Genomic DNA, 25,292 nt, shown 5'->3' with positions numbered 1-25,292 from the left:
GCCGGCGTCACACGCGGTCGATATGCTTTTCGCCGAACAGCCCCTCGGGCCGCACCAGCAGGAACAGCAGCGCGAACACATAGGGAAACCATCCCTCGATGCCGCCGAAGTTGCCGCCGAACACCGACTGGAACAGCGGCGGGATGTAGATCTCCGCCAGCTTCTCCGAGGCGCCGATGATCAGCCCGCCGACGATGGCGCCCGGCACCGAGGTGAAGCCACCGAGGATCAGCACCGGCAGGGCCTTGAGCGCGGTCAGCGTCAGCGCGAACTGCACGCCGTTGCGCGAGCCCCACAGCATGCCCGCCACCAGGGCGACAAAGCCGGCCACGCCCCACACCACGGCCCAGATATGCTGCAGCGGGATGCCCAGCGACAAGGCCGCCTGGTGGTCGTCCGCCACCGCGCGCAGCGCACGGCCGACCTTGGTGACCTGGAAGAACAGCGCCAGCGCCCCGACCAGCACGCCGGCGATGGCCGCCGCCGCCAGGTCGAACTTGGAGACGACGATATTGAAGCGGGTCAGGATGGCCTCGATGGGCTCGTCGACGATGCCCAGGTTGATCGGGCGCACCTCGTTGCCGAACAGCAGCGGCCCCAGTCCCTCGAGGAAGAAGGACAGGCCGATGGTGGCCATGAACAGCGTGATGGGCGGCTGGTTGACCAGCTTGCGCAGCACCAGGCGTTCGGTGCTGATGCCCACCACGATCATCACCGCGAAGGCGCCGATCACGGCCGCCCACATCGGCAGCCCCTTGTCCATCAGTCCGACCACCGCCAGCGCGGCGAAGTAGACCATCGCGCCCTGGGCGAAATTGAACACGCCAGACGCCTTGTAGATCAGCACGAAGCCCAGCGCCACCAGCGAGTACATCAGGCCGGACAGCAGGCCGCCGATCAGGATCTCGAAAAAGAAGTTCATGGGTTCCCTGTGCTTCCTGAATTCCCTGTATTCCCTGCATTCCCTGTATTGCCTGCATCCCCACGCCTGCGGCGCACGGCGCCGCGGGAAGCCGGCTCCTAGTGCGCCGCGCCCAGGTAGGCGCGGATCACCTCGGGGCTGGACTTGACCTCGCCGGGCGTGCCGTCGCCGATCTTCTTGCCGTAGTCGAGCACCACCACGCGGTCGGAGATGTCCATCACCACACCCATGTCGTGCTCGATCAGCACGATGGTGGTGCCGAACTGCCGGTTCACGTCGAGAATGAAGCGGCACATGTCCTGCTTCTCCTCCACGTTCATGCCCGCCATCGGCTCGTCGAGCAGCAGCAGCGAAGGCTCGGCCGCCAGCGCGCGTGCCAGTTCCACGCGCTTCTGCAGGCCGTAGGGCAGCCGCCCCACCGGCGTCTTGCGGATGGCCTGGATCTCGAGGAAGTCGATCACCTCCTCGACCTTGTGCCGGTGCTCCATCTCCTCGCGCCGCGCCGGCCCCCACCACAGCGCATTGGCCAGCAGGCCGCTGCGCACGCGCGTGTTGCGCCCGGTCATGATGTTGTCCAGCACCGTCATGCCCTTGAACAGCGCGATGTTCTGGAAGGTGCGCGCGATGCCCTGGCGCGCCGCCGCGGTCGGGTGCATGCGGCGGCGCTCTTCGCCGCGGAACACGATGCGGCCCTGCTGCGGGTGGTAGACACCGTTGATGACGTTGAGCATCGAACTCTTGCCGGCACCGTTGGGGCCGATGATGGCGCGGATCTCGTGCTCGCGTACATCGAAGGAAATGTCGGTCAGCGCCTTGACGCCGCCGAACGACAGCGAGATGTGCTGCAGGTCCAGCAGCACCTGTGCCGCGCCGTGCGGGCGTGCCTCGCCGTGTCCGGCCGCACCGCCTGCCAGCCCCGCGGCGGCGTCCGCGGCCGGCGCGTCGCCGGCGGCATCCGCGCCACCGGCCGCACCGCCGCCGGCGCCGAGCGCGCCGCGCGCCGCACCGCGCCATTCGGGCGGGCCGTCGGCCTGCCGTGTCATCCCTTGGCCCTGCCAAGCCATCCGGTCCATGCTCGCGCTCCCGCTCGTGCCGTCCATGCCATTGATGCGATTGATGCCATTCATGGCGTTCATGCCGCCCGTGCCGCCGCCCGCCCGGCACCGGCCGGGAAGCGCTGCACATCCACCAGCTTCAGCGTGGCCGACACGCTGCCCTCGCGCCCGTCCTCGAACTTGACGCGCGTCTCGATGAACTGCTCGCCGTGCCCTGCGTACAGCGCCTCGATCAGCACCGCGTATTTCTCGGCGATGAAGCCGCGCCGTACCTTGCGCGTGCGCGTCAGCTCGTCATCGTCCGGATCCAGTTCCTTGTGCAGGACCAGGAAGCGCGCGATCTGCGAGCCGGCCAGCATGGGATCGCCGGCCAGGTCTGCGTTCACCTGCGCCACGCACTCGGCGAGCATGGCGATCACCTCCGGCTGGCCCGCCAGGTCGATGTAGCCGGCATACGGCAGGTGGCGGCGCTCGGCCCAGTTGCCGACCGCTTCGAAGTCGATGTTGAGGAAAGCGCAGACGCGGTCGCGCCCGCCGCCGAAGGCCACCGCTTCCTTGATGTAGGGGAAGAACTTCAGCTTGTTCTCGATGTACTTGGGCGCGAACATGGCGCCGTCCGCCAGCTTGCCGACGTCCTTGGCGCGGTCGATGATCTTCAGGTGGCCGTCGGCGTCGATCACGCCCGCATCGCCGGTGAGGAAGTAGCCCTCGTCGTTGATGGCCTCGCGCGTGGCCTCGGGGCGCTTGTAGTACTCCTTGAGCAGCCCCACGCCGCGCACCAGCACCTCGCCGTTGTCGGCAATGCGGATCTCCATGCCGGGCGCGGCGCGGCCTACCGAATCGAACTTGACCTCGCCGTCCGGCTGCAGGCAGACGTAGGCGCAGGTCTCGGTCTGGCCGTAGAACTGCTTCAGGTTGACGCCGATCGAGCGGTAGAAGCGGAACAGGTCGGGACCGATCGCCTCGCCCGCGGTATAGCCGACGCGGATGCGGCTCATGCCGAGCACATTGCGCAACGGTCCGTAGATCAGCAGTTCGCCCAGCGCATAGCGCGCGCGCTCGGCCAGCGGCACGGGCCGTCCGTCGAGGATATCGGTGCCGCAGCGGCGCGCCACCCCCATCGCCCAGTGGAAGAGCTTGCGCTTGATCCAGCCGGCGTCCTCCATGCGGATCATCACCTGGGTCAGCAACCCCTCGTAGATACGCGGCGGCGCGAAGTAGTAGGTCGGGCCGATCTCGCGCAGGTCGGTCATCACCGTCTCGCGCGACTCCGGGCAGTTGACCGTGAAGCCGGCCACCAGGGCCTGCGCGTAGGAGAACAGGTTGTCGCCGACCCAGGCCATGGGCAGGTAGGACAGCACGTCGTCGGCGGCGCTCAGGCCGTCGAAGCCGCAGCCGTTGCGCGCCGCGCCGATCAGGCCCCGGTGCGCATGGCAGACGCCCTTGGGCTTGCCGGTGGTACCGGACGTATAGAGGATGATCGCCGTATCCTCAGGCGAGCCGGCCTGCACGGCGCCCTCGAAGAAGCCCGGATGGGCGCGGTCGTAGTCGCGGCCGATCTCCAGCAGCCGCTCATAGGACAGCAGCGAGGGATGGTCGTAGTCACGCAGGCCGCGCGGGTCCTCGTAGATCACGTGGCGCACCGCGCCGCCCTTCTGCGCGAGCTGTTCCTCGAGCTCCAGCAGCTTGTCGACCTGCTCCTGGTCCTCCACCACGGCGAAGGTGATTTCGGCATCCTCGAGCACGTAGGCCATCTCGGCGGCCACGGCGTCCTGGTAGAGCGGCACCGGCACGCCGCCGAGCGCCTGCGCGGCGGTCATGGCCCAGTACAGGCGCGGGCGGTTGTCGCCCACCACCGCGAGATTCATGCCGCGCGCAAAGCCGAGCGCGGCCAGCCCGCAGGCCAGCGCGCGCACCTGCTGCGCCGCCTGCTCCCAGCTGAAGGTCTGCCAGATGCCGAGGTCCTTTTCGCGGTAAGCCGGGTGTGCCGGCCGCTGCTGGGCGTGCGCCAGCAGCAGGCGCGGAAAGGTCGTCGCCGACGATTCCTGCATCGCTGTCTCCTGTCCCTCCGGGGCGGGATGCCGCCACGGCTGTCATGTCCCTGACCGATCGTTATACTTGGGCGGTTTGGCTGCGGCGCTGTGTTGCCGCAGCGCATCACGCCCCGCTTGCCCTGCCGCGCCTTGTGCTGGCGGCGGCCTGTGCGGTTCCGTTGTGGTCGTAAGATAGTCGATGCCGATTCGACCGGTTGTCACGCCGGTGACAATTCCGGGTTAATCCCTACGGGAGTGCTTGCAGGCCATGCTCAACGATTTCGTAGACCGCTGCGTGTGGGCAGCCGGACTCAGCGATGCGCAGCGCGAACGCGTGCGGCGCGCCGTCTTCGTCAATGAATACAGCCAGGGCGACTACGTCTGCCATAAGGGCGACGTCGCCGAGCACTGGCTCGGCGTGCTGGACGGCATCGTCAAGATCACCACCGTGTCGCCCTCGGGCAAGTCCGTCACCTTCACCGGCGTGCCCACCGGCGGCTGGTTCGGCGAAGGCGCGGTGCTCAAGTCGGAGATCCGCAAGTACGACGTGATGGCACTGCGCGCGTCGCGCATCGCCTTCATGCCGCAGGAGACCTTCCAGTGGCTGCTCGACACCAGCCTGCCCTTCTCGCGTTTCCTGCTGACCCAGCTCAATGAGCGGCTGGGGCAGTTCATTGCCGCGGTGGAGTACGAGCGCCTGCTCGACATCGACTCGCGCGTGGCGCGTGCCGTGTCCTCGCTGTTGAACGAGCAGCTTTATCCGGGCATCGGCACGCGCATCGAGATTTCGCAGGAGGAGATCGGCCTGCTGGCAGGCATCTCGCGCCAGCGCGCCAACCAGGCCCTGAAGGTGCTGGAACAGCAGGGCCTGGTGCGCGTGGATTACGGCATGGTGGAGGTCATCGATCTGGACGGCCTGCGGCAGTACGGCGAATAAATAGCGGGCGTCGCGGGCGTCGGCACCGACGGCGCGGACGCGCCTGCGCCGAATCGTCAACGATCGCAACGGCATCGGAACCGGAAGCCGCCCGCCACATCGAACCCATAGACCATGAATGGAGCCAAGGCATGAAATCGAACCACGCTATCCGACTCCCGCGCTGGCAGGCATGGACCGCCTGCGCCGTGCTGGCCATGGCGAGCGGCGCCGCTGCCGCCGCGGATGCCGCCTCGCAGCCGGCCGCCCCGCCGGCGCCCGCGCATCAGGTGACGGCCGACAGCATCAAGATGTTCCCGGCCGCGCAGGCAGGGCAGAAGCGCTTCGTGATCGCTCTGCCGGCCGACCCGTCCGAGGCGGACCTGCGCGTCGAGCTGATGATCGGCAAGACGCTGCGCGTGGACTGCAACCAGCACTGGTTCGGCGGCAGCCTGCGCGAGGAAACCGTGCAGGGCTGGGGCTACACCTACTACCGGCTGGACGAGGCCAAGGGGCCGGCGGCCACCATGCGTGCCTGCCCCGGCCAGGAAGACCGCGACGCCTTCGTACAGGTGCGCGGCGACACCCAGCTGCTGCGCTACAACAGCCGCCTGCCGCTGGTGGTCTATGTGCCGGACGGCTTCGAGGTGCGCTACCGCCTGTGGCGCGCGTCGAACGAAGTGGCCTGGGCCGCGGCGCAATAGCAATCGCGTGGCCGCGGGCGCGCCGCGCACGACAGCAGTCCATCCGAAAGACAAACGGCCGCGGGATCGCTCCCGCGGCCGTTCTGCATGGTGCGGCGGGCCCATGGCCCGCGCTGAGGCTTACTTGCTGTAGACGTAGACACCGCGGCCGGTCTTGCGGCCCAGGTAGCCGGCCGCCACCATCTCGCGCATCAGCATGGCGGGACGGTACTTCGGATCGGCGAACTCGGTGTACAGCACTTCCATCACGGCCAGCATGGTGTCCAGGCCGATCATGTCGGCCAGTGCCAGGGGCCCGATCGGGTGGTTGCAGCCCAGCTTCATGCCTTCGTCGATCTCCTCCGGCGAGGCCAGGCCTTCGCCCAGCACGCAGAAGGCCTCGTTGATCATCGGGCACAGGATGCGGTTGACGACGAAGCCCGGGCTGTTCTTCACGGTGATCGGATACTTGCCCAGTTCCTTGGCCAGCGCCTCCACCTTGGCGTGGGTCTCGTCGCTGGTCGCCAGGCCGCGGATCAGCTCGACCAGGGCCATCACCGGCACCGGGTTGAAGAAGTGCATGCCGATGAAGCGGTCGGCGCGGCTGGTGGCGGCAGCCAGCTTGGTGATCGAGATCGACGAGGTGTTGGAAGCGATGATCACCTCCGGGCCGACCAGCGCATCGATCTGCTTGAGGATCTTGAGCTTGAGCTCGTAGTTCTCGGTGGCGGCCTCGATCACGATGTCGGTGGCCTTCAGGTCATCATAAGCGGTCGAGCCCTTGATGCGCGCCAGCGCGGCGGCCTTGTCGGCCTCGCTGATCTTGTCCTTCTTGATCAGACGGTCGAGGCTGCCGGCCACGGTGGCCACACCCTTCTGCACCGCGGCTTCGCTGATGTCGACCATCACCACGTCGAGGCCCGCCACCGCGCATGCCTGGGCGATACCGTTGCCCATGGTGCCCGCGCCGACGATGCCTACTGTCCTGATACCCATGTTGTCTTCCTTCTCTTCTGGTTGGTCCTGCTGGATTCTGCTGGATTCTGCTTGCGATGCGATCGCGCCGATGGCGCGGCGCGCGCGGGCGCTATGTCAGGCCAGTTCGGCCAGTGCCGCGATGACGCGCTCGGCGTGCGCCTTGAGCACGGCCGGGTCCTGCTTTTCATTGGCGTGGCGGCGCAGCGGCTGGCCCTCGGCGCGCGGGATCACGTGGAAATGTACGTGCGGCACGGTCTGGCCGGCGGCTGGACCGTTGAACTGGCCGATGAACAGGCCGTCCGGCTGGAAGGCGGCACGCACCGCGCGCGCCAGGCGCTGGGTGGTGCGCATGGCGGCCTGCGCCGCCGGCTCGGACAGCTCGAAGATCTCGGCGGCGGCTTCCTTTGGCAGCACCAGCAGGTGACCGTCGGCCTGCGGCATGATGTCCATGAAGGCGAACGTCTGGTCGTCCTCGTACACCTTGAAGCAGGGCAGTTCTCCGCGCAGGATTTTGGCGAAGACATTGTTCGGATCGTACACGGCACTCCTGGATGCGTTGGGTTCTCGATGCGCCCGCTGGCGGGCCGGCGCGCGGACAGGCAGGCAAGCAGGCAGGAGACCCGTGCCGGCGCCACGCGCAAACCCTGAGTTTAACGCAGTGCAGCACGGGCGCGGCGGCGCAAGCTACATATTGCGGCGGTACTGTCCGCCCACCTCGAACAGGGCATGGGTGATCTGCCCGAGCGAGCACACACGTACCGCGTCCATCAGGACGGTAAAGACATTGCGGTCGGCCACCACGGCCTCGCGCAGCCGTTCCAGCATGGCCGGCGCCGCTTCGGCATGGGCGGCATGGAAGGCCGCCAGGCGCGCCAGCTGGCTCTGCTTCTCGTCTTCGCTGGAGCGCGCCAGCTCCAGTTTTTGCGGGATGGGATCACCTTCCGGATTGCGGAATGTGTTGACGCCGATCAGGGGCAGCGTGCCATCGTGCTTCTTCTGCTCGTAGTAGAGCGACTCTTCCTGGATCTTGCCGCGCTGGTAGCCGGTCTCCATCGCCCCCAGCACGCCGCCGCGCTCGGCGATGCGCTCGAATTCCTGCAGCACGGCTTCCTCGACCAGGTCGGTCAGCTCCTCGATGAGGAAGCTGCCTTGGTTGGGATTCTCGCACTTCGCCACGCCCCATTCGCGGTTGATGATGAGCTGGATGGCCAGCGCGCGCCGCACCGACTCCGCCGTGGGCGTGGTGATGGCTTCGTCGAAGGCATTGGTGTGCAGCGAGTTGCAGTGGTCGTAGATGGCGATCAGCGCCTGCAGCGTGGTGCGGATGTCGTTGAAATCGACTTCCTGCGCGTGCAGCGAGCGGCCCGAGGTCTGGATGTGGTACTTGAGCTTCTGGCTGCGCTCGTTGGCGCCGTACTTGTCGCGCATCGTCACCGCCCAGATGCGCCGCGCCACGCGGCCGAGCACGCTGTACTCGGGGTCCATGCCGTTGGAGAAGAAGAAGGACAGGTTGGGCGCGAAGTCGTCGACCTGCATGCCGCGCGCCAGGTAGGCCTCGACATAGGTGAAGCCGTTGGCGAGCGTGAAGGCGAGCTGGGAGATCGGGTTCGCGCCGGCTTCGGCGATGTGGTAGCCGGAGATCGACACCGAGTAGAAATTGCGCACCTGGTGGTGCACGAAGTACTCCTGGATGTCGCCCATGACCTTGAGCGAGAACTCGGTGGAGAAGATGCAGGTGTTCTGGCCCTGGTCTTCCTTGAGGATGTCGGCCTGCACCGTGCCGCGCACGTTCTGCAGCACCCAGTCGCGGATCTTGGCCGCTTCCTCGGCGGCCGGCACGCGGCCGTTGTCGGCGCGGAACTTGTCGAGCTGCTGCTCGATGGCGGTATTCATGAACATCGCCAGCAGGGTCGGTGCCGGGCCGTTGATGGTCATCGACACCGAGGTCGACGGGCTGCACAGGTCGAAGCCGTCGTACAGCGCCCGCATGTCGTCGAGCGTGGCGATGGACACGCCGGAATTGCCGATCTTGCCGTAGATGTCCGGCCGCAGTCCGGGATCCTCGCCATACAGGGTGACCGAGTCGAAGGCGGTCGACAGGCGCTTGGCCTCCATGCCCGCGGACACCAGCTTGAAGCGGCGGTTGGTACGGAAGGCATCGCCCTCGCCGGCGAACATGCGGGTGGGATCCTCGTTCTCGCGCTTGAAGGCGAACACGCCGGCGGTATAGGGGAAGCTGCCGGGCACGTTCTCGCGCATCAGCCAGCGCAGCACCTCGCCCTCGTCCTCGAAGCGCGGCAGCACCACCTTGCGCACCTTGGTGCCCGACAGTGTGGTGCTCACCAGGCCGGTACGGATCTCGCGCCCGCGGATACGCACCACGTATTCGTCACCGGCATAGGCCTGCCGCAGCGCCGGCCACTGCGCCAGCAGCGCACGCTCGGCGTCGCCCAGCGCGGCATCGCGCGCGGCTTCCAGCGCGGCGAGCCGCGCGGCCGCCGCCTCGGCGTCGCCAGCCACGCCAGCCACGCCGCCCTCACCGCCCTCACCGCCCTCACCCAGCATGCGGCGCGCCTCGCGCAGCTGCTGGCGCTCGCGCGCCAGCACGCTCTGCGCGGCCACGCGGCGATGGTAGGCGCGCACGGTGTCGGCCAGTTCGGCCAGGTAGCGGCTGCGCGCCGGCGGCACGATCACATTGCGCCCGCTGGAGATGCGGCCTGCCACCTGCGGCAGCGCACCGGGCGCAAAGCGCACGCCGCGCGCGGCCAGCGCCTCACGCAGGCCCTGGTAGAGCATGGTCACGCCATCGTCGTTGAAACGCGAGGCCTGCGTGCCGTAGACCGGCATCTCTTCCGGCCTGGCATGCCACTGCGCGCGGTTGCGCTGAACCTGCTTGGCGACGTCGCGCCAGGCGTCCTGCGCGCCCTTGCGGTCGAACTTGTTGATGGCGACGAAATCGGCGAAGTCCAGCATGTCGATCTTTTCGAGCTGGCTGGCGGCGCCGAACTCGGGCGTCATCACATAGAGCGTCAGGTCGGCATGCGGCACGATGGCCGCATCGCCCTGGCCGATGCCGGAAGTCTCGACCAGGATCAGGTCGAAGCCGGCCACCTTGCAGGCCGCGATCACCTCCGGCAGGGCCGGCGAGATCTCGCCGCCGGCGGCGCGCGTGGCCAGCGAGCGCATGAAGATGCGCGGATGGTGGATCGCGTTCATGCGGATGCGGTCGCCCAGCAGGGCGCCGCCCGACTTGCGGCGCGACGGATCGATCGAGATCAGCGCGATCGACAGCGCGTCGCGCTGGTCCAGGCGGATGCGGCGCACCAGCTCGTCGGTCAGCGAGGACTTGCCGGCACCGCCGGTACCGGTGATGCCGAGCACGGGCGTGGCCACGGTGGCCGCCTGCGCGCGCAGGGACTGCACCAAGGCGGCATCGGCGGCACCGTTCTCGAGCGCGGTGATGAGCTGCGCCAGCGCGCGCCGGTCGCCGCCGCGCACACCGTCCAGCGTGGCCGGCGCGTAGCGCGCCAGGTCGATGTCGCAGCGCTGCACCATGTCGGCGATCATGCCGTCCAGCCCCATGCGCTGGCCATCTTCGGGACTGTAGATGCGGGCCACGCCATAGGACTGCAGCGCGCGGATCTCCTCCGCCACGATGACGCCGCCGCCGCCGCCGAACACCTGGATGTGCTCACCGCCGTGCTGGCGCAGCAGGTCGATCATGTAGCGGAAGTACTCGACGTGGCCGCCCTGGTAGCTGGAGATGGCGATGCCCTGCACATCTTCCTGCAGGGCGGCGGCGACCACCTCGTCGACGGCACGGTTGTGGCCGAGGTGGATGACCTCGCAACCATGCGCCTGCAGGATGCGCCGCATGATGTTGATCGAGGCGTCGTGGCCGTCGAACAGGGCGGCCGCGGTGACGAAGCGGACCTTGTTGGCGGGCGCGGCGGGCGCGCCGGATGCCTGTGATCCACGGCCCGCCGGGTGGGCGTTGGAAAGATCGGTCATGTCTCCACCCCTGTGCGGTGTGCCGGTCCGCGCGCACGGCGGGCGCATCCGCGCGGGATGCGCCGCTCTGCGGCGGCTCGGGGCTCGTCGTGGTGGGACTGTGCGGTCGATTATATGACGCTGGCGCCAGCGTCACAGGGGGCCGGGAGGGGGCCGGGAGCGGGCCGGTACGCGCTGCCGTTCGCGCCTCGCTTCCGTTCGCGCCTCGTTTCGCCCTTCAGCGCCCGCTTTGCGGGCAGTCGCCGAAAGCGGCCGTGCGCGGCGCGCGCAGCCGGCGCGCGAGCAGCAGCGCCGCGAACAGCAGGCGGCGCCACGACAGCGCGGCCGGCGTATAGGCCAGCTCGAAGCGGGCGCCGCCGCGCTCGGCCGACAGCCACACGCGGTCGCCCTCGGGCGGGTCGAAGCTTTCGCCAGGGCGCAGCCAGATGTCGGCGCTGCCCCCCTCCAGGGTCAGCCAGAGGCGGCCGGCCAGCGCGGTGACGCGCTCGCCGTGGCGCACGCGCCAGCTCACGGGTATCCCCGCTCCGTCGAGTTCGTAGGTCCGTAGTTCGCGCATGATCGCCTCCTTGCCGTTCGCCTTGCCTGCTGATTCACCGGCCTTCCATTATTCATACGGCGCACTACAATCCCATGCACAGTTGCGAACAGTTTTCCATGAACTGTTCAGTGGTTTCTGCTGACACTTTCCGCCGCCGGCCGCTGCCGGGGCCTTGCGCACCGCCCTCCATGCTGAAACTGAGCCTCGACCCCGCCGGCGGCGTGCCGCTGACCGAGCAGATCATCCTCGCCGTCAAGAACTGGCTCGGCTCGCACGACGCCCGCCCCGGCACGCGCCTGCCTTCGATCCGGCAGATGGCGTCCGAACACGGCATCAGCCGCTTCCCGGTGATCGAGGCCTACGATCGCCTGGTCTCGCAGGGCCTGCTCGACTCGCGCCAGGGCTCCGGCTTCTTCGTCGCCGACAGCCCGCTGACGCGGCGCGCCGGGCGCGGCTGGTCGGATCCCAGCCTGGCCGAGGATCTCTCCGATCACATCATCGAGCAGTTCCACCACCCCAGCGGCACGCTCAAGCTAGCCGGCGGCTTCGTCCCCGAGAGCTGGCGCGACGTGGAAGGACTGACCCAGGCGATCCGCCAGGTGTCGCGCACCGACATCGACAGCGTGATCCACTACGCCACCCCGCTCGGCCATGCCGAACTGCGCCAGCAGGTCCTGACGCGGGTACGCCAGCTCGGCATCGGCGCAGAACTGCCGCAGGTGCTGATCACCACCGGCGCCAGCCAGGCGCTGGACCTGATCGTGCGCCACCTGCTCAAGCCTGGCGACACCGTCTTCGTCGAGGACCCCGGCTACTACAACCTGTTCGGCCTGCTGCGGCTGCACGGCGTGCGGCTGGTCGGCGTGCCGCAGACGCCGGACGGCCCCGACCCGGATGCCGCCGAGGCACTGCTGCGCGAGCACCGGCCCAAGCTGTTCTTCACCAACAGCGTGCTGCAGAACCCGACCGGCTCCACGCTGGCGCCGCCGGTCGCGTTCCGGTTGCTGGAACTGGCGCGGCGCCATGGCTTCCGCTTCGTCGAGGACGACATCTTCTCGGACTTCCAGACCCATTTCACCGACCGCCTGGCCACGCTCGACCAGCTCGAGCACGTGATCTACGTGGGCGGCTTCTCCAAGACCGTGTCAGCTTCGCTGCGGGTGGGCTACGTGGTGGCGGACAAGCGCCTGGTCAAGGACCTGGTGGACGTCAAGGTGCTGACCAGCGTGGCGGGCTCGCAGTTCGCCGAGGCGGTGACGGCGGCACTGCTGGAGCGCGGCGCCTACCGCAAGTATGTCGAACGCCTGCGCCTGCGCGTGCGCCAGACCCTGGCGGGCGCGGTACAGCGGCTGCACGGCTGCGGCTGGGAGGTGTTCTGCGAACCGGCGGGCGGCAACTTCCTGTGGGCGCGACCGCCTGGCATGGCGGACTCGCGCGAGCTGACCCGCCTGGGCGAACGCTACGATATCGCGCTGGCGCCGGGCAACTTCTTCCGCCCGGGCGGCGAGACCACGCCCTGGGTGCGCATCAACGCGGCCTATGTGGAGGAGCCGCGGGCCCAGGCCTTCCTGCGCGAGGCCGGGTCCCGCGGCTGACGCGGCGGGGCGGGCCCGTCAGCCGGCGGAGCGCGCCGGCGCCTTGCCGTGCAGGACGGCGTTACGGCGCGCGTAGAGGAAGTAGATGGCCAGGCCGAGCGCCAGCCAGACCAGGAAAGCCACCCAGGTCAGCGGCTCGAGGTGCGCCATCAGGAACACGCAGAAAGCGACCGACAGCAGCGGCACCACCGGCACGCCGGGGCAGCGGAAGGCGCGCGGCAGGTCCGGGCGCGTGCGCCGCAGCACCAGCACCGCGATCGAGATCAGCGAGAAGGCCGACAGCGTGCCGATATTGATCAGTTCGGCCAGCACCGCCAGCGGCACGAAGGCTGCGATCAGCGCGAAGACGATGCCCACGGTCCAGGTGGCGAAAAAGGGCGTGGCGTGGACCGGATGCACCGACGACAGCCTGGCCGGCAGCAGTCCGTCGCGCGACATGGCGAAGATGATGCGGGTCTGGCCATAGGTCATCACCAGGATCACCGTGGTCATGCCGACGATGGCGCCGAGGTCGACGAAGCCCGCCACCCAGTTCTCGCCGGCGACCTGCAAGGCCAGCGAGACCGGGTGGTCGATGCCGGCGAAGCGGGCATAGGGCACGATGCCGGTCATGATGGCGGCCACCACCACGTACAGCACGGTGCAGACCGCGAGCGAGCCGACGATGCCGATCGGCAGGTCGCGGCGCGGGTTGCGCACTTCCTCGGCGGCCGAGGTCACGGCGTCGAAGCCGATGAAGGCGAAGAACACCAGCGCCGCCGCATTGAAGATGCCAGTGAAGCCGAACGGCGCGAACGGATGCCAGTTGGCCGGCTTGACGTGCCACACGCCTACGGCGATGAACAGCAGCACCACGCCGATCTTGATGGCCACCATCAGGTTGTTGATGCGCGCCGACTCGCGCACGCCGTAGGACACCACCCAGGTGATGGCCAGCATGATGAGGAAGGCCGGCAGGTTGAACACCGTGTGCACGCCGGGCACCGCGCCCGGGGCCGCGGTGAGCGCCGCCGGCAGGTGCAGGCCGAAGCCGGATGCGAGCGACTGGAAGTAGCCCGACCAGCCCACCGATACCGCCGAGGTGGCCAGCCCGTACTCGAGCAGCAGGTCCCAGCCGATCATCCAGGCGATGATTTCGCCCAGGGTGGCATAGCTATAGGTGTAGATCGAGCCGGACACGGGAATCGCCGAGGCGAACTCGGCGTAGCACAGCGCGGCGAAGCCGCAGGCCATGGCGGCGATGACGAAGGACACCGTCAGCGCCGGGCCGGCGGTCAGGGCGCCGGTACCGGTCAGCACGAAGATGCCGGTGCCGACGATGGCGCCGATGCCCATCAGCACCAGGTCCAGCGGACCCAGTACTTTCTTCAGTCCACCCACGCGGCTTTCGGCCAGCATGGCGTCGATATCCTTGGTACGAAACAAACTCATGAAAAGGGTCTCCTGCATCCGCCGCCGCGTTCGCATGGGACGGCCCCGGTGAAGGCGGCACGTCCGGCGGGCGCATTGGCATCCGGGTCCGCGGCAGCCTGGTCGACCGTCCGTCGCGCCGGCACGCTGTTGGCATGCCGGCCCCGGTTATCTAATGAAATCGCCCTGGCCGGCGCAGCGGCCCGGGCGGCTGGTGCCGCATGCGCGCGGCGCGCCCGGCCGGATCGCGGCGGATGCGCTACGTGATGCGGCGGCGCCACCGGCCTGGAAACCGGGCCGGCGGCAAAAACGCGCTAGTTTACTCCTGCGCGGGACGCGCGGGCATCACATTGGCGGGGTAAGCGGGGAATGGCAACCGATCGCAGCCGTGCGGCATCGCGGCGGCAGGAGGAAGGGTGGCGGGAAGGGGGCGCGAAGGAGGAACAAAGGGAGACAAACGGTGCCGCGCTGGCGGAGGGCGGCAGGAGGAAGCGCCCCGCTGCAGGGACGATCGCCACGGCGCGGCGGACTCGCCGTGGCGGTGTCAGGCACATCGGTCGGCGGCGCGGCCCCAGCGGCGGCGCGCGCCACGGCGCGGAGGCCGCGCTGCCGTTACGCCAACTCTTGCAGGACCTTGCGCACCGTGTCGAAGATCTCGCCGATCTGGGCCTCGTCGATGATCAGCGGCGGCGAGAAGGCGAGGATGTCTCCGGTATAGCGCACCAGCACGCCGCGCTCCAGGCACTTGAGGAAGGCCTCGTAACCGCGTGCGCCGGGCTGGCCGGCGCGCGGTTCCAGCTCGATGCCGGCGACCATGCCCAGGTTGCGGATGTCCTTCACGTGCGGCGCACCGCGCACGCCATGCACTGCCGCCTCGAAGGCCGGCGCCAGCGCGGCCGCGCGGCCGAACAGGTTTTCGCGCGCATAGATGTCCAGCGCCGCGATGGCGGCCGCGCAGGCCAGCGGATGGGCCGAGTAGGTATAGCCGTGCGGCAGTTCGATGGCACCGGCGGCGGCGGCGTTGACGACGGCGTCATGCACCTCGCGCTTGACCGCCACCGCGCCCATCGGCACCGCGGCATTGTTGATGGCCTTGGCCATGGTGATCAGGTCCGGGGTCACCTGGAAGCGCTCGGCCGCGGTAGCCGCGCCCAGGCGCCCGAAGGCGGTGATGACCTCGTCGAAGATCAGCAGGATGCCGTGCTTGCTGGTGATCTCGCGCAGGCGCTCCAGGTAGCCCACCGGCGGCACCAGCACGCCGGCCGAGCCGGCCAGCGGCTCGACGATCACCGCGGCGACGTTGGACGGGTCGTGCAGCGCCAGGATGCGCTCGAGGTCATCGGCCAGGTGGGCGCCCCACTGCGGCTGCCCCTTGGAGAAGCCCGCCTCGGCGATGTTGAGGGTGGCCGGCAGGTGGTCGGTGCCGGGCATCAGGTTGGCCGAGAACATCTTGCGGTTGGGACCGATGCCGCCCACCGCCATGCCGCCGAAGCCCACGCCGTGGTAGCCGCGCTCGCGGCCGATGATGCGCGTGCGCTGGCCTTCGCCGCGCGCGCGGTGGTAGGCGAGCGCGATCTTCAGCGCCGTGTCGACCGACTCCGAACCCGAGTTGGTGAAGAAGATGCGGTCCAGGCCCGCCGGCATGATGCCGGCCACCTTGGTGGCCGCCTCGAAGGCGAGCGGGTGACCCATCTGGAAGGGCGGCGCATAGTCCAGGGTCTGCACCTGGCGGGCCACCGCCTCGGTGATCTCCGTGCGGCAGTGGCCGGCCGCCACGCACCACAGCCCGGCACAGGCGTCCAGCACCTTGCGGCCATCGTGGGTGCTGTAGTACATGCCGCTGGCCGAAGCCAGCAGGCGCGGCGCGGCCTTGTACTGGCGGTTGGCGGTAAAGGGCATCCACAGGGCGTCGAGATCGGGAATCACGGTCTTGGCAGCGTCCATACGTCCTCCTCGGAGCGATTGCATGCGCGGGCGCGCGTTGAATGGGGCAGAAAATGCCGGATGCGGCCACTGTACCGACGGGCGCCGGCCGGCAGAATATACGGTTGGCAAATCTCCACCTTACCGTACAGTTTAGGCACCACGAAGCGTACAGGCCCGACTCGCCCCAATGGCGCCGCCGGCCGCCTGCGCCGCAGCGGCCCCGGCGCCCCGGCACTGCCTGGAAAGCCCGCGGGCCGGGAGATTGCACGCTGCGCCGCATCAACACCGATGGCCATGCCGGGCCATGTGCCGGGGCTTCACGGCGACCGCCCCCTCAGCGTAGACTGTACAGGCCGCTTGCGCCACAAGCCGCCGCGGGCCGCCGCACGCTGCCCCCTCGTGCCACCGATGTCCCCCGCCAATCCGCCGCCATCCACCGCGACCAGCGTCCCATGATCCCCCTGCAACTGCACCGCAGCCGCCGCGGCGGCGAGACCCTGACCGAACAGATCGTCAACGGCGTGGCCGCCCTGATCGAGCGCCGCGCGCTGCGTGCCGGCGCCGCCCTGCCCTCGGTGCGCCGCTTCGCGATGCAGCACGGCGTCAGCACCTTCACGGTGGCCGAGGCCTACGCCCGCCTGACCGCGCTCGGCTACCTGAGCGCGCGTGCCGGCTCCGGCTACACGGTGGCGCACCGGCACGCGCCGGCGGGACTGGCGCCGGCACCGCACTGGCAGACCCCGGAACTGAATGCCGCCTGGCTGCTGTCGGATGTCTTCGCCGACCATTCCGTGCCGATCAAGGCCGGCGCCGGCTGGCTGCCGGGCGACTGGCTCAACGAGGAGGGGCTGCATCAGGCCATGCGCGCAGCATCGCGCGTACCGGCCGCCCAGGTGTCCGGCTACGGCCATCCCTTCGGTTTCGGCGCCCTGCGTGAACACGTGGCCGCCGGCCTGGGCCAGTACGGCATGCCGGTGCAGGCCCGCCAGGTGGTACTGACCCAGGGCGCCACCCAGGCGCTCGACCTGGTGGTGCGCACGCTGCTGCGCCCGGGCGACACCGTGCTGGTGGAGGCGCCGTGCTACTGCAACCTGCTGCAGATCCTGCGCCTGGCCGGCCTGCGCGTGGTCGGCGTACCGCGCGGCGCGGCCGGGCTCGACACCGATGCGCTGGACGATGCCATCCGCGCGCACGCGCCGCGCATGCTGTTCGTCAACACCGTGCTGCAGAACCCGACCGGTGCCTCGCTGACCAGCATGAACGCGCACCGCGTGCTGCAACTGGCCGAGCGCCACCGGTTGCTGGTAGTGGAGGACGACATCTACCGCGAACTGGCGCCGGCCGGCTCGCCCATGCTGGCGGCCATGGACGGGCTGTCGCACGTGATCTACATCAACGGCTTCTCCAAGACCATCGCGCCCTCGCTGCGGGTGGGCTACCTGGCGGCCAGCCCGGAGCTGGCCAAGGCGCTGGCCCGCACCAAGATGGCCGTCGGGCTGACCTCGTCGGAAGTGACCGAGCGGCTCGTCTACTCGGTGCTGACCAGCGGCCACTACGGACGCCACGTCGCCGCGCTGGCCGAACGGCTGCGGGCCCAGCAGGACCGCATCGCGGAAACCATGGAACGGCATGGGCTGGAACTGCTGCTGCGGCCGGAGGGGGGCATGTTCGCCTGGGCCAGGCTGCGGCCCCAGGACGGCCCGCGCGCCGCGCCGGCGCTGTCGGGCAACCGCCTCGCCAGGCTGGCGCTGGAACACGGGGTATGGCTGGCGCCGGGCTCCTACTTCGAGCCCGACGAGGCCGACTCGCCATGGATCCGCTTCAATGTGGCCACCAGCGATGCGCCCGGGCTGTGGCGCTTCTTCGATGCGATGCGCGCCGCGGAGCCGGCGACGCGAGCCGCCTGAGCGGCCGCGGCACCGCCGCGGCGAGCCGCGTCAGAAGCGGTAGCGGACGTAGCCGGTATAGAAGTTCGTGCCCGGGTTCGGCTCCTTGATGCCGGCATTGGACACGTGCTGGAAGCGGAAGCCGGCCTCGAACTGGTTGCGCGCCCCGAACATCGCACCCAGGCCGAAAATGTCGCCGAACTGGAACGCGGTGCCGGAGCGATGCTCGTCCGATGTATAGGTACTGCTCAGCAGGCGCGCACCCGCGCCGACCTCCAGAAAGGGCACGAAGCCAGCGAAACCATGCTTTTCCAGCCGCAGCAGCGGCGTGAAACCGAACTCGGTCACGTTGTGGCGATTGGTGCCGCTCTGGGGAAACCACTCGGCCAGCTCGACTTCCCACTGCAGGCGCAGCAACCAGCTGTCCGGGTTGCCCCAGTTGAAGCCGGAATCCCAGTTCAGGGCGACTTCGTATTTGTTGATGCCGTGGCTCGGGTCGCGGCCGAATGCCGCCTGCACGGTGGGATCGGCGTGGGCGGCGCCGGCAAGGCCGGCGGCCAGGGCCGCCGCGGCGAAGAGGCGCGGACGCAGCAGGCCCACGCGGGAACGTTGCGAAACGGGGGGATGACCTTCTTCTTTTCGCGTCATGATCGAAACCAGGTTGCGGATCGCGCCGGCTTGCCCGCAGGGGCTCGTGGCTGCGGTCGTCAGCTCCAGAGGCGCTCGACCACCCAGCTGGCGGTCGTGCAGACCGCGATCCAGACAGCCAGGCAGCCGGCGATAAAACGATAAGTCATATCAGAAACAACAACAAACGAAACTACTCTCGGGAAATTCTTCCGCGATTATACATCCAGCCATGAATGTATGTAATTCGCCGCGCCCACAGGAAGATGACACCCGTCTGGCAAGCATAGATCACGTGGGGAATTGCCAACAAGGGACCCTGTCGGCTCGCCGACACATCGCGCCAGGGCCGGCGGGAGCCGGGTGGCGATGGTGGCAGTTGGCAGCAGGAGGCAGGCCGGGAAGCGCGGTGCGGCCTGCGCGCCATCGCGCCCCCGGCCGCGGCCGCCCCGCCCGGGGACGGAGCGGCCGCGATGGCGGGCCGGCTCAGCCGACCGTGGCGTATTCCAGCGTCTTCGGCGTCTTCACGATCACTTCCGGCTCGCTGCCCACCACCACGGTGTCGTCGAGGCGGAAGCCGCCCAGCCCGTAGACGTAGAGGCCCGGCTCGGCCGAATACACCTCGCCCGCCCGCAGGGCGCGCGTGTTGAACGCCATGTCCTCGGGGTATTCGTGCAGCATCAGGCCCACCGCATGACCGGTGCGGTGGAACACATAGTCGCCGAAGCCCGCGCGCTCGATCACCGCCTGCGCCGCCGCGTCCATGTCGCACACGCGCTGCCCGGTGACCGCCGCCTGCACGGCGGCATCGGTCGCCTGCGCCGCCACCTGGTACAGGCGCGCCTGCCGATCATCCGGGCGTCCGCAGAACCAGGTGCGCTCGTTCTCGACGTAGTAGCCGTTGAGGCGCGGCAGGATCAGGTTGACGACGGTGTCGCCCTCGGCGATGCGCGCGCCGCAGGCGGCACCGTCGCCGTGCGGCGAGGCCGAGGCCGGGCCGGCCAGCGTCCAGCACTTGAGGATGTCGAAGTCCTCGCCCGGGAAGCGGCGCGCGGCCTCCTCGACCATCAGCGCCGACATGGCGTGGTCGAGCTCCTGCGTCAGCCGGCCCGGGCGGATGTTCTCGCGGTAGCGGTCCTGCACCCAGTCGGTCAGCGCGCCCAGTGCGCGCATCACCGCGAGTTCCTCCGCATGCTTGACCCAGCGCATCGCGCGCATCTCGGCCAGTGCCGGGCGCAGCACCAGTTCCGGCAGGTAGCGCTGCGCGGCCGCCAGCAGCGGGTGGGCGACGTCGACGCCGATGCGGCTGGCACCGAGGCCGCGCGCGGCCAAGCTCGACGCCAGCAGCTCCGGCAGCTGCGGGGCGAGCGCGAGCCGCTGGGAGACGCGCGGATGCTCGGCGTAGTAGGTGACGTCGCGCAGCCAGACGGTCTGCTGCTCGGTGGCGAAACGCATATGGTTGGTCGACAGTTCGTTCATCACCGCGAACGGCTCGCCGTCGCGCGGCACTACGGCGAAGACGGGCCGTTCCCAGGGCCACACGTCGAGCTGGAAATTGGTGGCGAACTGGAAGAAGTCCGGCGTGGTGAAGACGAGGGCGTCGAGCCGGCAGCGGTCCATCAGTTCGCGCATCATGGCGACGCGGTAATCGCGTACGGCGGTGGTGATCTTCGGCATGGGTGTCTCCTGTACAGGGGTTTCCGAGGGGGCGGGCTTACAGCGAAATGTCGAGCCCGCGGATCAGCGGGGCCCAGGCCGCGGCATCGCGCTGCATGGTCTGGAACACCAGGGCCGGCGGGCCCTGGATGGGCTCGAGGAACTGGTTGGCGAGCTTGTCGCGGAAGGCGGCGCTGCCGATCACGGCGTTGATGTCGGCGTTGATGCGCTCGACCAGCGCGGCCGGCGTGCCGGCGCGTGCGACGATGGCATACCAGCCGGGCACGGCCACGTCATAGCCCAGCTCGCCGAAGGTGGGCACGCCGGGCAGCGCGCCGAGGCGATGCGCGCCGGTGACCGCCAGCGGCACCAGCTTGCCGCCCGCGATATAGGGCTGCACGCCGGCTACCACGTTCATCATCACCGGCGTATCGCCCGCCATCAGGCTGGTGGAGCCGCCGCCGCCGTTGAAGGGCACGTGCAGCATGCGCAGGCCGGTGCGCTCGGCCACCAGCGCCATGGCCAGATGGGTGGAATTGCCGATGCCGCCCGAGGCATAGCTGAGCGCGCCCGGCTGGGCGCGCGCCAGCTTGAGGAAGTCGGCGAAGCTATGCACCCCGAGCCGGGGCGAGGCCACCAGCACGAAGGGCGAGTTGGCCAGCATCGCCACGCCGGCCAGGTCGCGCTGGGGATCGTAGGACAGCTTGCGGTACAGCAGCGGATTGAAAGCCAGGTTGGACACCCCGGCAAAGAACAAGGTATAGCCGTCGGCCGGCTGGCCCTTGACGTACTGGACCGCCACCACGCCGTTGGCGCCGGGCCGGTTCTCCACCACCACAGCCTGCCCCCAGCGCTGCCCGAGCTGCTCGGCCAGCGCGCGCGCCAGCACGTCGTTGCCCGAGCCGCCCGCCTGCGGCACCACCAGCCGCACCGGGCGCGCGGGCCAGGTCTCGGCCCACGCCTGGCCCTGGCCAGCCAGCGCGGCGGCCAGCACCGCGCCCAACATCCATTGGCGTCTCTTCATCCTCATTTCCTCTTCTCCTCTTCTCCTCTTGCGGCGCATTCGCGGCGCGCCAGGCACCGCCGACCGAATCACGTACCACTTGGTACATACGCACTGTACCAGATGGTACACGCAACGAAAACAGAAGTCATGCCGGTGCCGGGAGCCGGCGCGCGGCCGGGCAAGTAGCGGCGGGGCGGGATGCGAGGGAAGCGGAGAGCGGCTGGCGGGAAGGCGGCTTCGACGCCGGAACCGGGGGGCGTGTCGCGCCGCCGGCCTGGCGGCGCCGGCTCAGCGTGGTGCCGGTGCCAGCCGCTCGGCGAAGTACTTCAATGCGGCCGTGGTGCCCTTGCGGTCGCCGGTGGTGACGAGGTCGAGCAGCAGGCCGCGCATGGTGGCCAGTTCCACCCGCGCGCGCAGCCGGGCCTCGGCGGGCGGCAGGCCGAGCTGGCGGTGCAGGCGGTCGGCCATGGCGCCCATCCAGCTGCCGACCACATCGTCGAGGAAGGCCTGGAAGCGCTCGCGGTCGCGGATGGCGCGGCCATAGATCTCGAACAGCAGCTGGATGATGGGCAGGTAGCTGTCGGCCGAATAGCGTTCCCACGCCAGCTCCAGCACCCGCGCGGGATCGGCGGCCTCCTCCGCCAGCGCCGGGCGCACGCGCTGCTCGGCGTGGCGGATGCGGCGCAGCAGCGCCTCCCAGAAGCCGTCGGCCGAGCCGAAGTAGTAGATCAGCATGCGGTGGCTGGTGCCGAGGACCTCGGCCATGGCGCGCAGCGACAGGTCGCCCAGCCCGTGCGCGAGCACATGGGCGGTGGCCGCGTCCAGCAGTTGCACGGCCTGCTCGCTGGCGGCACGCCCTTCGGCCGCGGCCGGGGCAGCCGGGGCAGAGGTGTCGGCGGTGTTCGCCGCGGACTTCGCGGTGGTCTTCCTGGGCGGCATGGACAAGCAGTCTGGTGAGCAAGACCGCAAGTGTAAGGCAGCGCCGCAGCGGTGCCCGGCCCGGCGTGCTCAGTCCGCCAGCAGGAAGGGCAAGGCCTCCGCGAGCAGCCGCTCCGGCGCCTCCTCGGCGATGTAGTGCCCGCACGGCAGCGCGCGGCCCTGCACGCGCCGCGCGACCCGCCGCCACGCCTCCAGCGGCGCGAAGCACTGTCCCACCGCGCCTTGCTCGCCCCACAGCGCCAGCATCTCGCACTCGACCTGGCGGCCGGCGGCGAGGTCGGCGCGATCGTGCTCCAGGTCGATGCCGGCGCTGGCCCGGTAGTCCTCGCACAGGCCGTGCGCGGCGCCGGGCAAGCGCAGGCAGCGCAGGTACTCGGCCAGTGCCGCCTCGGTGAAGGGCGCCAGCCCGGCGCTGCGCGCGCCCATGGTCTGGCGCAGGTAGAGCGCCGGATCGGCCTCGATCAGCGTCTCGGGAAACGGCGCCGGGCGGATCAGGAAGAACCAGTGCCAGTAGGCCCGCGCGAAGGCTTCGCTGGTCTGCTCGTACATGGCCAGCGTGGGCGCGATATCGAGGGTGACCAGGCGGAGCACCGCCTGCGGGTGATCCAGCGCCATGCGGTGCGCCACGCGCGCGCCGCGGTCGTGCGCCAGCACGCGGAAGCGCGTGAAGCCGAGCGTGCGCATCACCTCGACCTGGTCCTGCGCCATCACGCGCTTGCTGTAGTTGCCGTGGTCGGGCAGGCCGCGCGGCTTGCCGCTGTCGCCGTAGCCGCGCAGGTCGGTGGCGACCACGGTGAAGTGCCGGGCCAGTTCGCCCGCCACCTTGTGCCAGATCACATGCGTCTGCGGATGCCCGTGCAGCAGCAGAAGCGCCGGCCCCTGTCCGCCGACCAGCGTGTGGATGGCGACGCCTTGCTCGCCGTCCGCCGCCGGCTGTCCGACCACGATACGGTGCGTTTCGAATCCTTCAAACATCGGTCCCCTCCCCTGTGTGCCGCCCTTGGCCGTCCGCCTGGGCCCGCAGGCGCGCCATGGTCGCGGCGGCCACATCGTACAGCCAAGGGCTGTGCGCGTGATGGCGGCGCGCGAAGGCGGCGATGGCCTCGGCCTGGGTCAGCGTCAGGCCGATCATGTCCAGTCCGCGGCGGAACATCTCGCGCTGGCGCGCGGCAAGCGTGAAGCCCGCCGCGAAGCCGGGCGCGCGCACGCTCAGGTCGTCCAGGTCGATGCGCACGCGCGGCGACTCGGCCGACTGCAGCGCCTGCAGCAGCTGCTCGACTTCGGCCTGCGGCAGCATCACCAGCAGCAGGCGGTTGTTGAAGGCGTTCGAATAGAAGATCTCGCCGAAGCCGGAGGCGATCACGGCGGCGATGCCGGCCTGCTGCAGGCCCCACACAGCGTGCTCGCGGCTCGAGCCGCAGCCGAAGTTGGGGCCGGCCACCAGCACGCTGGCCTGGCGATAGCGCGGCTGGTTCAGCACGAAGTCCGCGCGCGGCGCGCCGTGCTCGTCGAAGCGCATATCGTGGAACAGGCCGCGGTCCAGCCCCGACTTGTCGATGATGCGCAGGAACTGCTTGGGCATGATCTGGTCGGTGTCGAGATTGGGCAGCGGCAAGGGCGCGGCCACGCCTTCGATGACGGTCAGCGCCGCGCCGCCGGCGCAAGCGTGATGCGGGGATACGGTGTGCTCAGGCATGGACGGGCTCCAGGCGGCGCACGTCGGTGATGCGCCCGGTGACGGCCGCGGCGGCGGCCATGGCGGGACTCATCAGGTGGGTGCGCCCGGCGCGGCCCTGCCGTCCCTCGAAATTGCGGTTGGTGGTCGAGGCACAGCGCTCGCCCGGGGCGAGCACGTCGTCGTTCATCGCCAGGCACATCGAGCAGCCCGGCTTGCGCCACTCGAAGCCGGCCGCGGCCAGCACGGCGGCGATGCCCTCGCGCTCGGCCTGCTCGCGCACCGCGCCGGAGCCGGGCACCACCATCGCCCGCACGCCCGCGGCGACCTTGCGGCCGCGCGCGATGGCGGCGGCCGCGCGCAGGTCCTCGATGCGGCCGTTGGTGCAGGAGCCGATGAAGACCCGCTGCACCGGCAGGCCCTCGAGCGCATCGCCGCCGCGCAGGCCCTGGTAGTCCAGCGCGCGTGCGGCGGAGGCGCGCGCGGCGGGATCGGCGAAGTCTTCCGGATGCGGCACGCAGGCATCGACCGCCATCACCTGGTCGGGGCTGGTGCCCCAGGTCACGTTGGGGACCACCTCGGCGGCATCGAAGGCCAGCTCGGCAGCGAAGCGCGCCTGCGGGTCCGATGCCAGCGCCTGCCAGGCAGCCAGCGCGGCGGCCCGCTGCGCCGCGCCGATGTCGGAAGCGCGCGCCAGCACATAGTCGGTCGCCACCGCGTCGGGAGCGATCAGCGCGCCGCGCGCGCCGGCCTCGACCGCCATATTGCACAGGGTCATGCGCCCCGCCATCGACAGCGCGCCGATGGCCTGGCCGCAGAATTCCACCACGTAGCCACGCGCGCCCTGGGCGCCGATGCGGCCGATCACGTGCAGGATCAGGTCCTTCGCGGTGGTACCCGCCGGCAGGCGGCCGTCGATACGGATGCGCATGTCGCGTGCCACGCGATAGACCAGCGTCTGCGTCGCCAGCACATGCTCGACTTCGGAGGTCCCGATGCCGAAACCGAGCGCGCCGAAGGCGCCGTAGGTGGTGGTATGGCTGTCGCCGCACAGCACCACCATGCCCGGCCGGATCATGCCGTGCTCCGGCACGATCACGTGCTCGATGCCCTGCAGCGGATCGTCGCTGTCGAACAGCGCGATGCCGTGCCGTGCGCAGTTGCGCTTGAGGTTGCGCGCCTGCAGCGCCGAGGCCGGGTCGGCGATGCGCCGCGGCGATTCGGCGTGGGTGGGAATGATGTGGTCCACCACCGCCACCTGCTGCCCCGGCCGCGCCACGGCGCGCGCCCGGGCGGCCAGTCCGGCGAAGGCCTGGGGACTGGTGTATTCGTTCATGATGTGCAGATCCGCGTACAGCAGGACGTTGTCCGCGTCGAGGACGGACACCGTGTGCGAATCGACCAGCTTGCGATAGAGCGTGCGGCCTGGCATGGAA

At 69.7% G+C, this 25,292-nt stretch carries 20 protein-coding genes; 4 read left to right on the top strand and 16 right to left on the bottom strand.

Annotated elements, in window-relative coordinates:
* Positions 1-7: 7 nt before the first annotated feature.
* From BKK81_RS03885 to BKK81_RS03875, 3 genes are all read right to left on the bottom strand, one after another.
* Positions 8-922: a branched-chain amino acid ABC transporter permease gene (locus tag BKK81_RS03885; RefSeq protein ID WP_071010847.1), complete on the bottom strand. Its 915-nt coding sequence runs from the start codon at positions 920-922 to the stop codon at positions 8-10.
* Between the two features lie 98 nt (positions 923-1,020).
* Positions 1,021-1,995 carry an ABC transporter ATP-binding protein gene (locus BKK81_RS03880; RefSeq protein WP_071016016.1) on the bottom strand — a complete coding sequence of 325 codons (975 nt, stop codon included), beginning with the start codon at positions 1,993-1,995 and terminating at the stop codon, positions 1,021-1,023.
* Positions 1,996-2,054: 59 nt separating this feature from the next.
* On the bottom strand, positions 2,055-4,028 hold the full coding sequence (locus BKK81_RS03875) for an AMP-dependent synthetase/ligase (protein WP_071010846.1): 1,974 nt from the start codon (positions 4,026-4,028) through the stop codon (positions 2,055-2,057).
* A 250-nt stretch (positions 4,029-4,278) separates the two neighbouring features.
* On the opposite strand from BKK81_RS03875, the gene BKK81_RS03870 reads away from it, so the two are divergent.
* Complete coding sequence (locus BKK81_RS03870) at positions 4,279-4,947, top strand: Crp/Fnr family transcriptional regulator (RefSeq protein WP_071010845.1); 669 nt, start codon at positions 4,279-4,281, stop codon at positions 4,945-4,947.
* A 131-nt stretch (positions 4,948-5,078) separates the two neighbouring features.
* Positions 5,079-5,630 (top strand): serine protease inhibitor ecotin, encoded by a 552-nt coding sequence (gene eco / locus BKK81_RS03865; protein WP_071010844.1) that lies wholly within the window; start codon positions 5,079-5,081, stop codon positions 5,628-5,630.
* 120 nt (positions 5,631-5,750) lie between these two features.
* Here the strand turns inward: eco and BKK81_RS03860 are convergent, their stop codons facing one another.
* From BKK81_RS03860 to BKK81_RS03845, 4 genes are all read right to left on the bottom strand, one after another.
* Positions 5,751-6,641: a 3-hydroxybutyryl-CoA dehydrogenase gene (locus BKK81_RS03860; protein ID WP_335582957.1), complete on the bottom strand. Its 891-nt coding sequence runs from the start codon at positions 6,639-6,641 to the stop codon at positions 5,751-5,753.
* Between the two features lie 60 nt (positions 6,642-6,701).
* Positions 6,702-7,127 carry an HIT family protein gene (locus BKK81_RS03855; RefSeq protein WP_071010842.1) on the bottom strand — a complete coding sequence of 142 codons (426 nt, stop codon included), beginning with the start codon at positions 7,125-7,127 and terminating at the stop codon, positions 6,702-6,704.
* 144 nt (positions 7,128-7,271) lie between these two features.
* Positions 7,272-10,598 carry a fused isobutyryl-CoA mutase/GTPase IcmF gene (gene icmF, locus BKK81_RS03850; protein WP_071010841.1) on the bottom strand — a complete coding sequence of 1,109 codons (3,327 nt, stop codon included), beginning with the start codon at positions 10,596-10,598 and terminating at the stop codon, positions 7,272-7,274.
* Between the two features lie 217 nt (positions 10,599-10,815).
* The gene (locus BKK81_RS03845) at positions 10,816-11,154 is read right to left on the bottom strand and encodes a DUF2917 domain-containing protein (RefSeq protein WP_071010840.1); all 339 of its coding nucleotides are present in this window, start codon (positions 11,152-11,154) and stop codon (positions 10,816-10,818) included.
* A gap of 173 nt (positions 11,155-11,327) precedes the next feature.
* Between BKK81_RS03845 and BKK81_RS03840 the strand changes: the two genes are divergently transcribed.
* On the top strand, positions 11,328-12,731 hold the full coding sequence (locus tag BKK81_RS03840; RefSeq protein WP_071016015.1) for an aminotransferase-like domain-containing protein: 1,404 nt from the start codon (positions 11,328-11,330) through the stop codon (positions 12,729-12,731).
* 18 nt (positions 12,732-12,749) lie between these two features.
* On the opposite strand, the gene BKK81_RS03835 is transcribed toward BKK81_RS03840, so the two are convergent.
* Together BKK81_RS03835 and BKK81_RS03830 are read right to left on the bottom strand one after the other, a co-directional pair.
* A complete protein-coding gene (locus BKK81_RS03835; RefSeq protein ID WP_071010839.1) occupies positions 12,750-14,162 on the bottom strand; it encodes an amino acid permease in 1,413 nt (470 codons plus the stop codon).
* Between the two features lie 591 nt (positions 14,163-14,753).
* Entirely contained in the window at positions 14,754-16,085 is a 1,332-nt protein-coding gene (locus BKK81_RS03830; protein ID WP_071010838.1) for an aspartate aminotransferase family protein, read from the bottom strand.
* Positions 16,086-16,519: 434 nt separating this feature from the next.
* Here BKK81_RS03830 and BKK81_RS03825 point away from each other — a divergent pair, with 434 nt between their 5' ends.
* Entirely contained in the window at positions 16,520-17,974 is a 1,455-nt protein-coding gene (locus tag BKK81_RS03825) for an aminotransferase-like domain-containing protein (RefSeq protein WP_071010837.1), read from the top strand.
* 30 nt (positions 17,975-18,004) lie between these two features.
* On the opposite strand, the gene BKK81_RS03820 is transcribed toward BKK81_RS03825, so the two are convergent.
* From BKK81_RS03820 to leuC, 7 genes are all read right to left on the bottom strand, one after another.
* Entirely contained in the window at positions 18,005-18,601 is a 597-nt protein-coding gene (locus BKK81_RS03820; protein ID WP_083383921.1) for an acyloxyacyl hydrolase, read from the bottom strand.
* Positions 18,602-19,066: 465 nt separating this feature from the next.
* On the bottom strand, positions 19,067-20,257 hold the full coding sequence (locus BKK81_RS03815) for a M24 family metallopeptidase (RefSeq protein WP_071010835.1): 1,191 nt from the start codon (positions 20,255-20,257) through the stop codon (positions 19,067-19,069).
* A gap of 37 nt (positions 20,258-20,294) precedes the next feature.
* Positions 20,295-21,260 (bottom strand): Bug family tripartite tricarboxylate transporter substrate binding protein, encoded by a 966-nt coding sequence (locus tag BKK81_RS03810; protein WP_071010834.1) that lies wholly within the window; start codon positions 21,258-21,260, stop codon positions 20,295-20,297.
* Positions 21,261-21,530: 270 nt separating this feature from the next.
* Complete coding sequence (locus BKK81_RS03805) at positions 21,531-22,181, bottom strand: TetR/AcrR family transcriptional regulator (protein ID WP_071010833.1); 651 nt, start codon at positions 22,179-22,181, stop codon at positions 21,531-21,533.
* Positions 22,182-22,250: 69 nt separating this feature from the next.
* The gene (locus BKK81_RS03800) at positions 22,251-23,156 is read right to left on the bottom strand and encodes an alpha/beta fold hydrolase (protein ID WP_071010832.1); all 906 of its coding nucleotides are present in this window, start codon (positions 23,154-23,156) and stop codon (positions 22,251-22,253) included.
* The gene (leuD, locus tag BKK81_RS03795) at positions 23,149-23,877 is read right to left on the bottom strand and encodes a 3-isopropylmalate dehydratase small subunit (RefSeq protein WP_071010831.1); all 729 of its coding nucleotides are present in this window, start codon (positions 23,875-23,877) and stop codon (positions 23,149-23,151) included. The genes BKK81_RS03800 and leuD overlap by 8 nt, the downstream gene beginning before the upstream one ends.
* Entirely contained in the window at positions 23,870-25,288 is a 1,419-nt protein-coding gene (gene leuC / locus BKK81_RS03790; protein WP_071016014.1) for a 3-isopropylmalate dehydratase large subunit, read from the bottom strand. The genes leuD and leuC overlap by 8 nt, the downstream gene beginning before the upstream one ends.
* Between the last annotated feature and the right edge of the window lie 4 nt (positions 25,289-25,292).

This window comes from Cupriavidus sp. USMAHM13, from assembly GCF_001854285.1.
Lineage (GTDB): Bacteria > Pseudomonadota > Gammaproteobacteria > Burkholderiales > Burkholderiaceae > Cupriavidus > Cupriavidus malaysiensis.
This window is presented reverse-complemented; position numbering and strand designations above follow the sequence as displayed.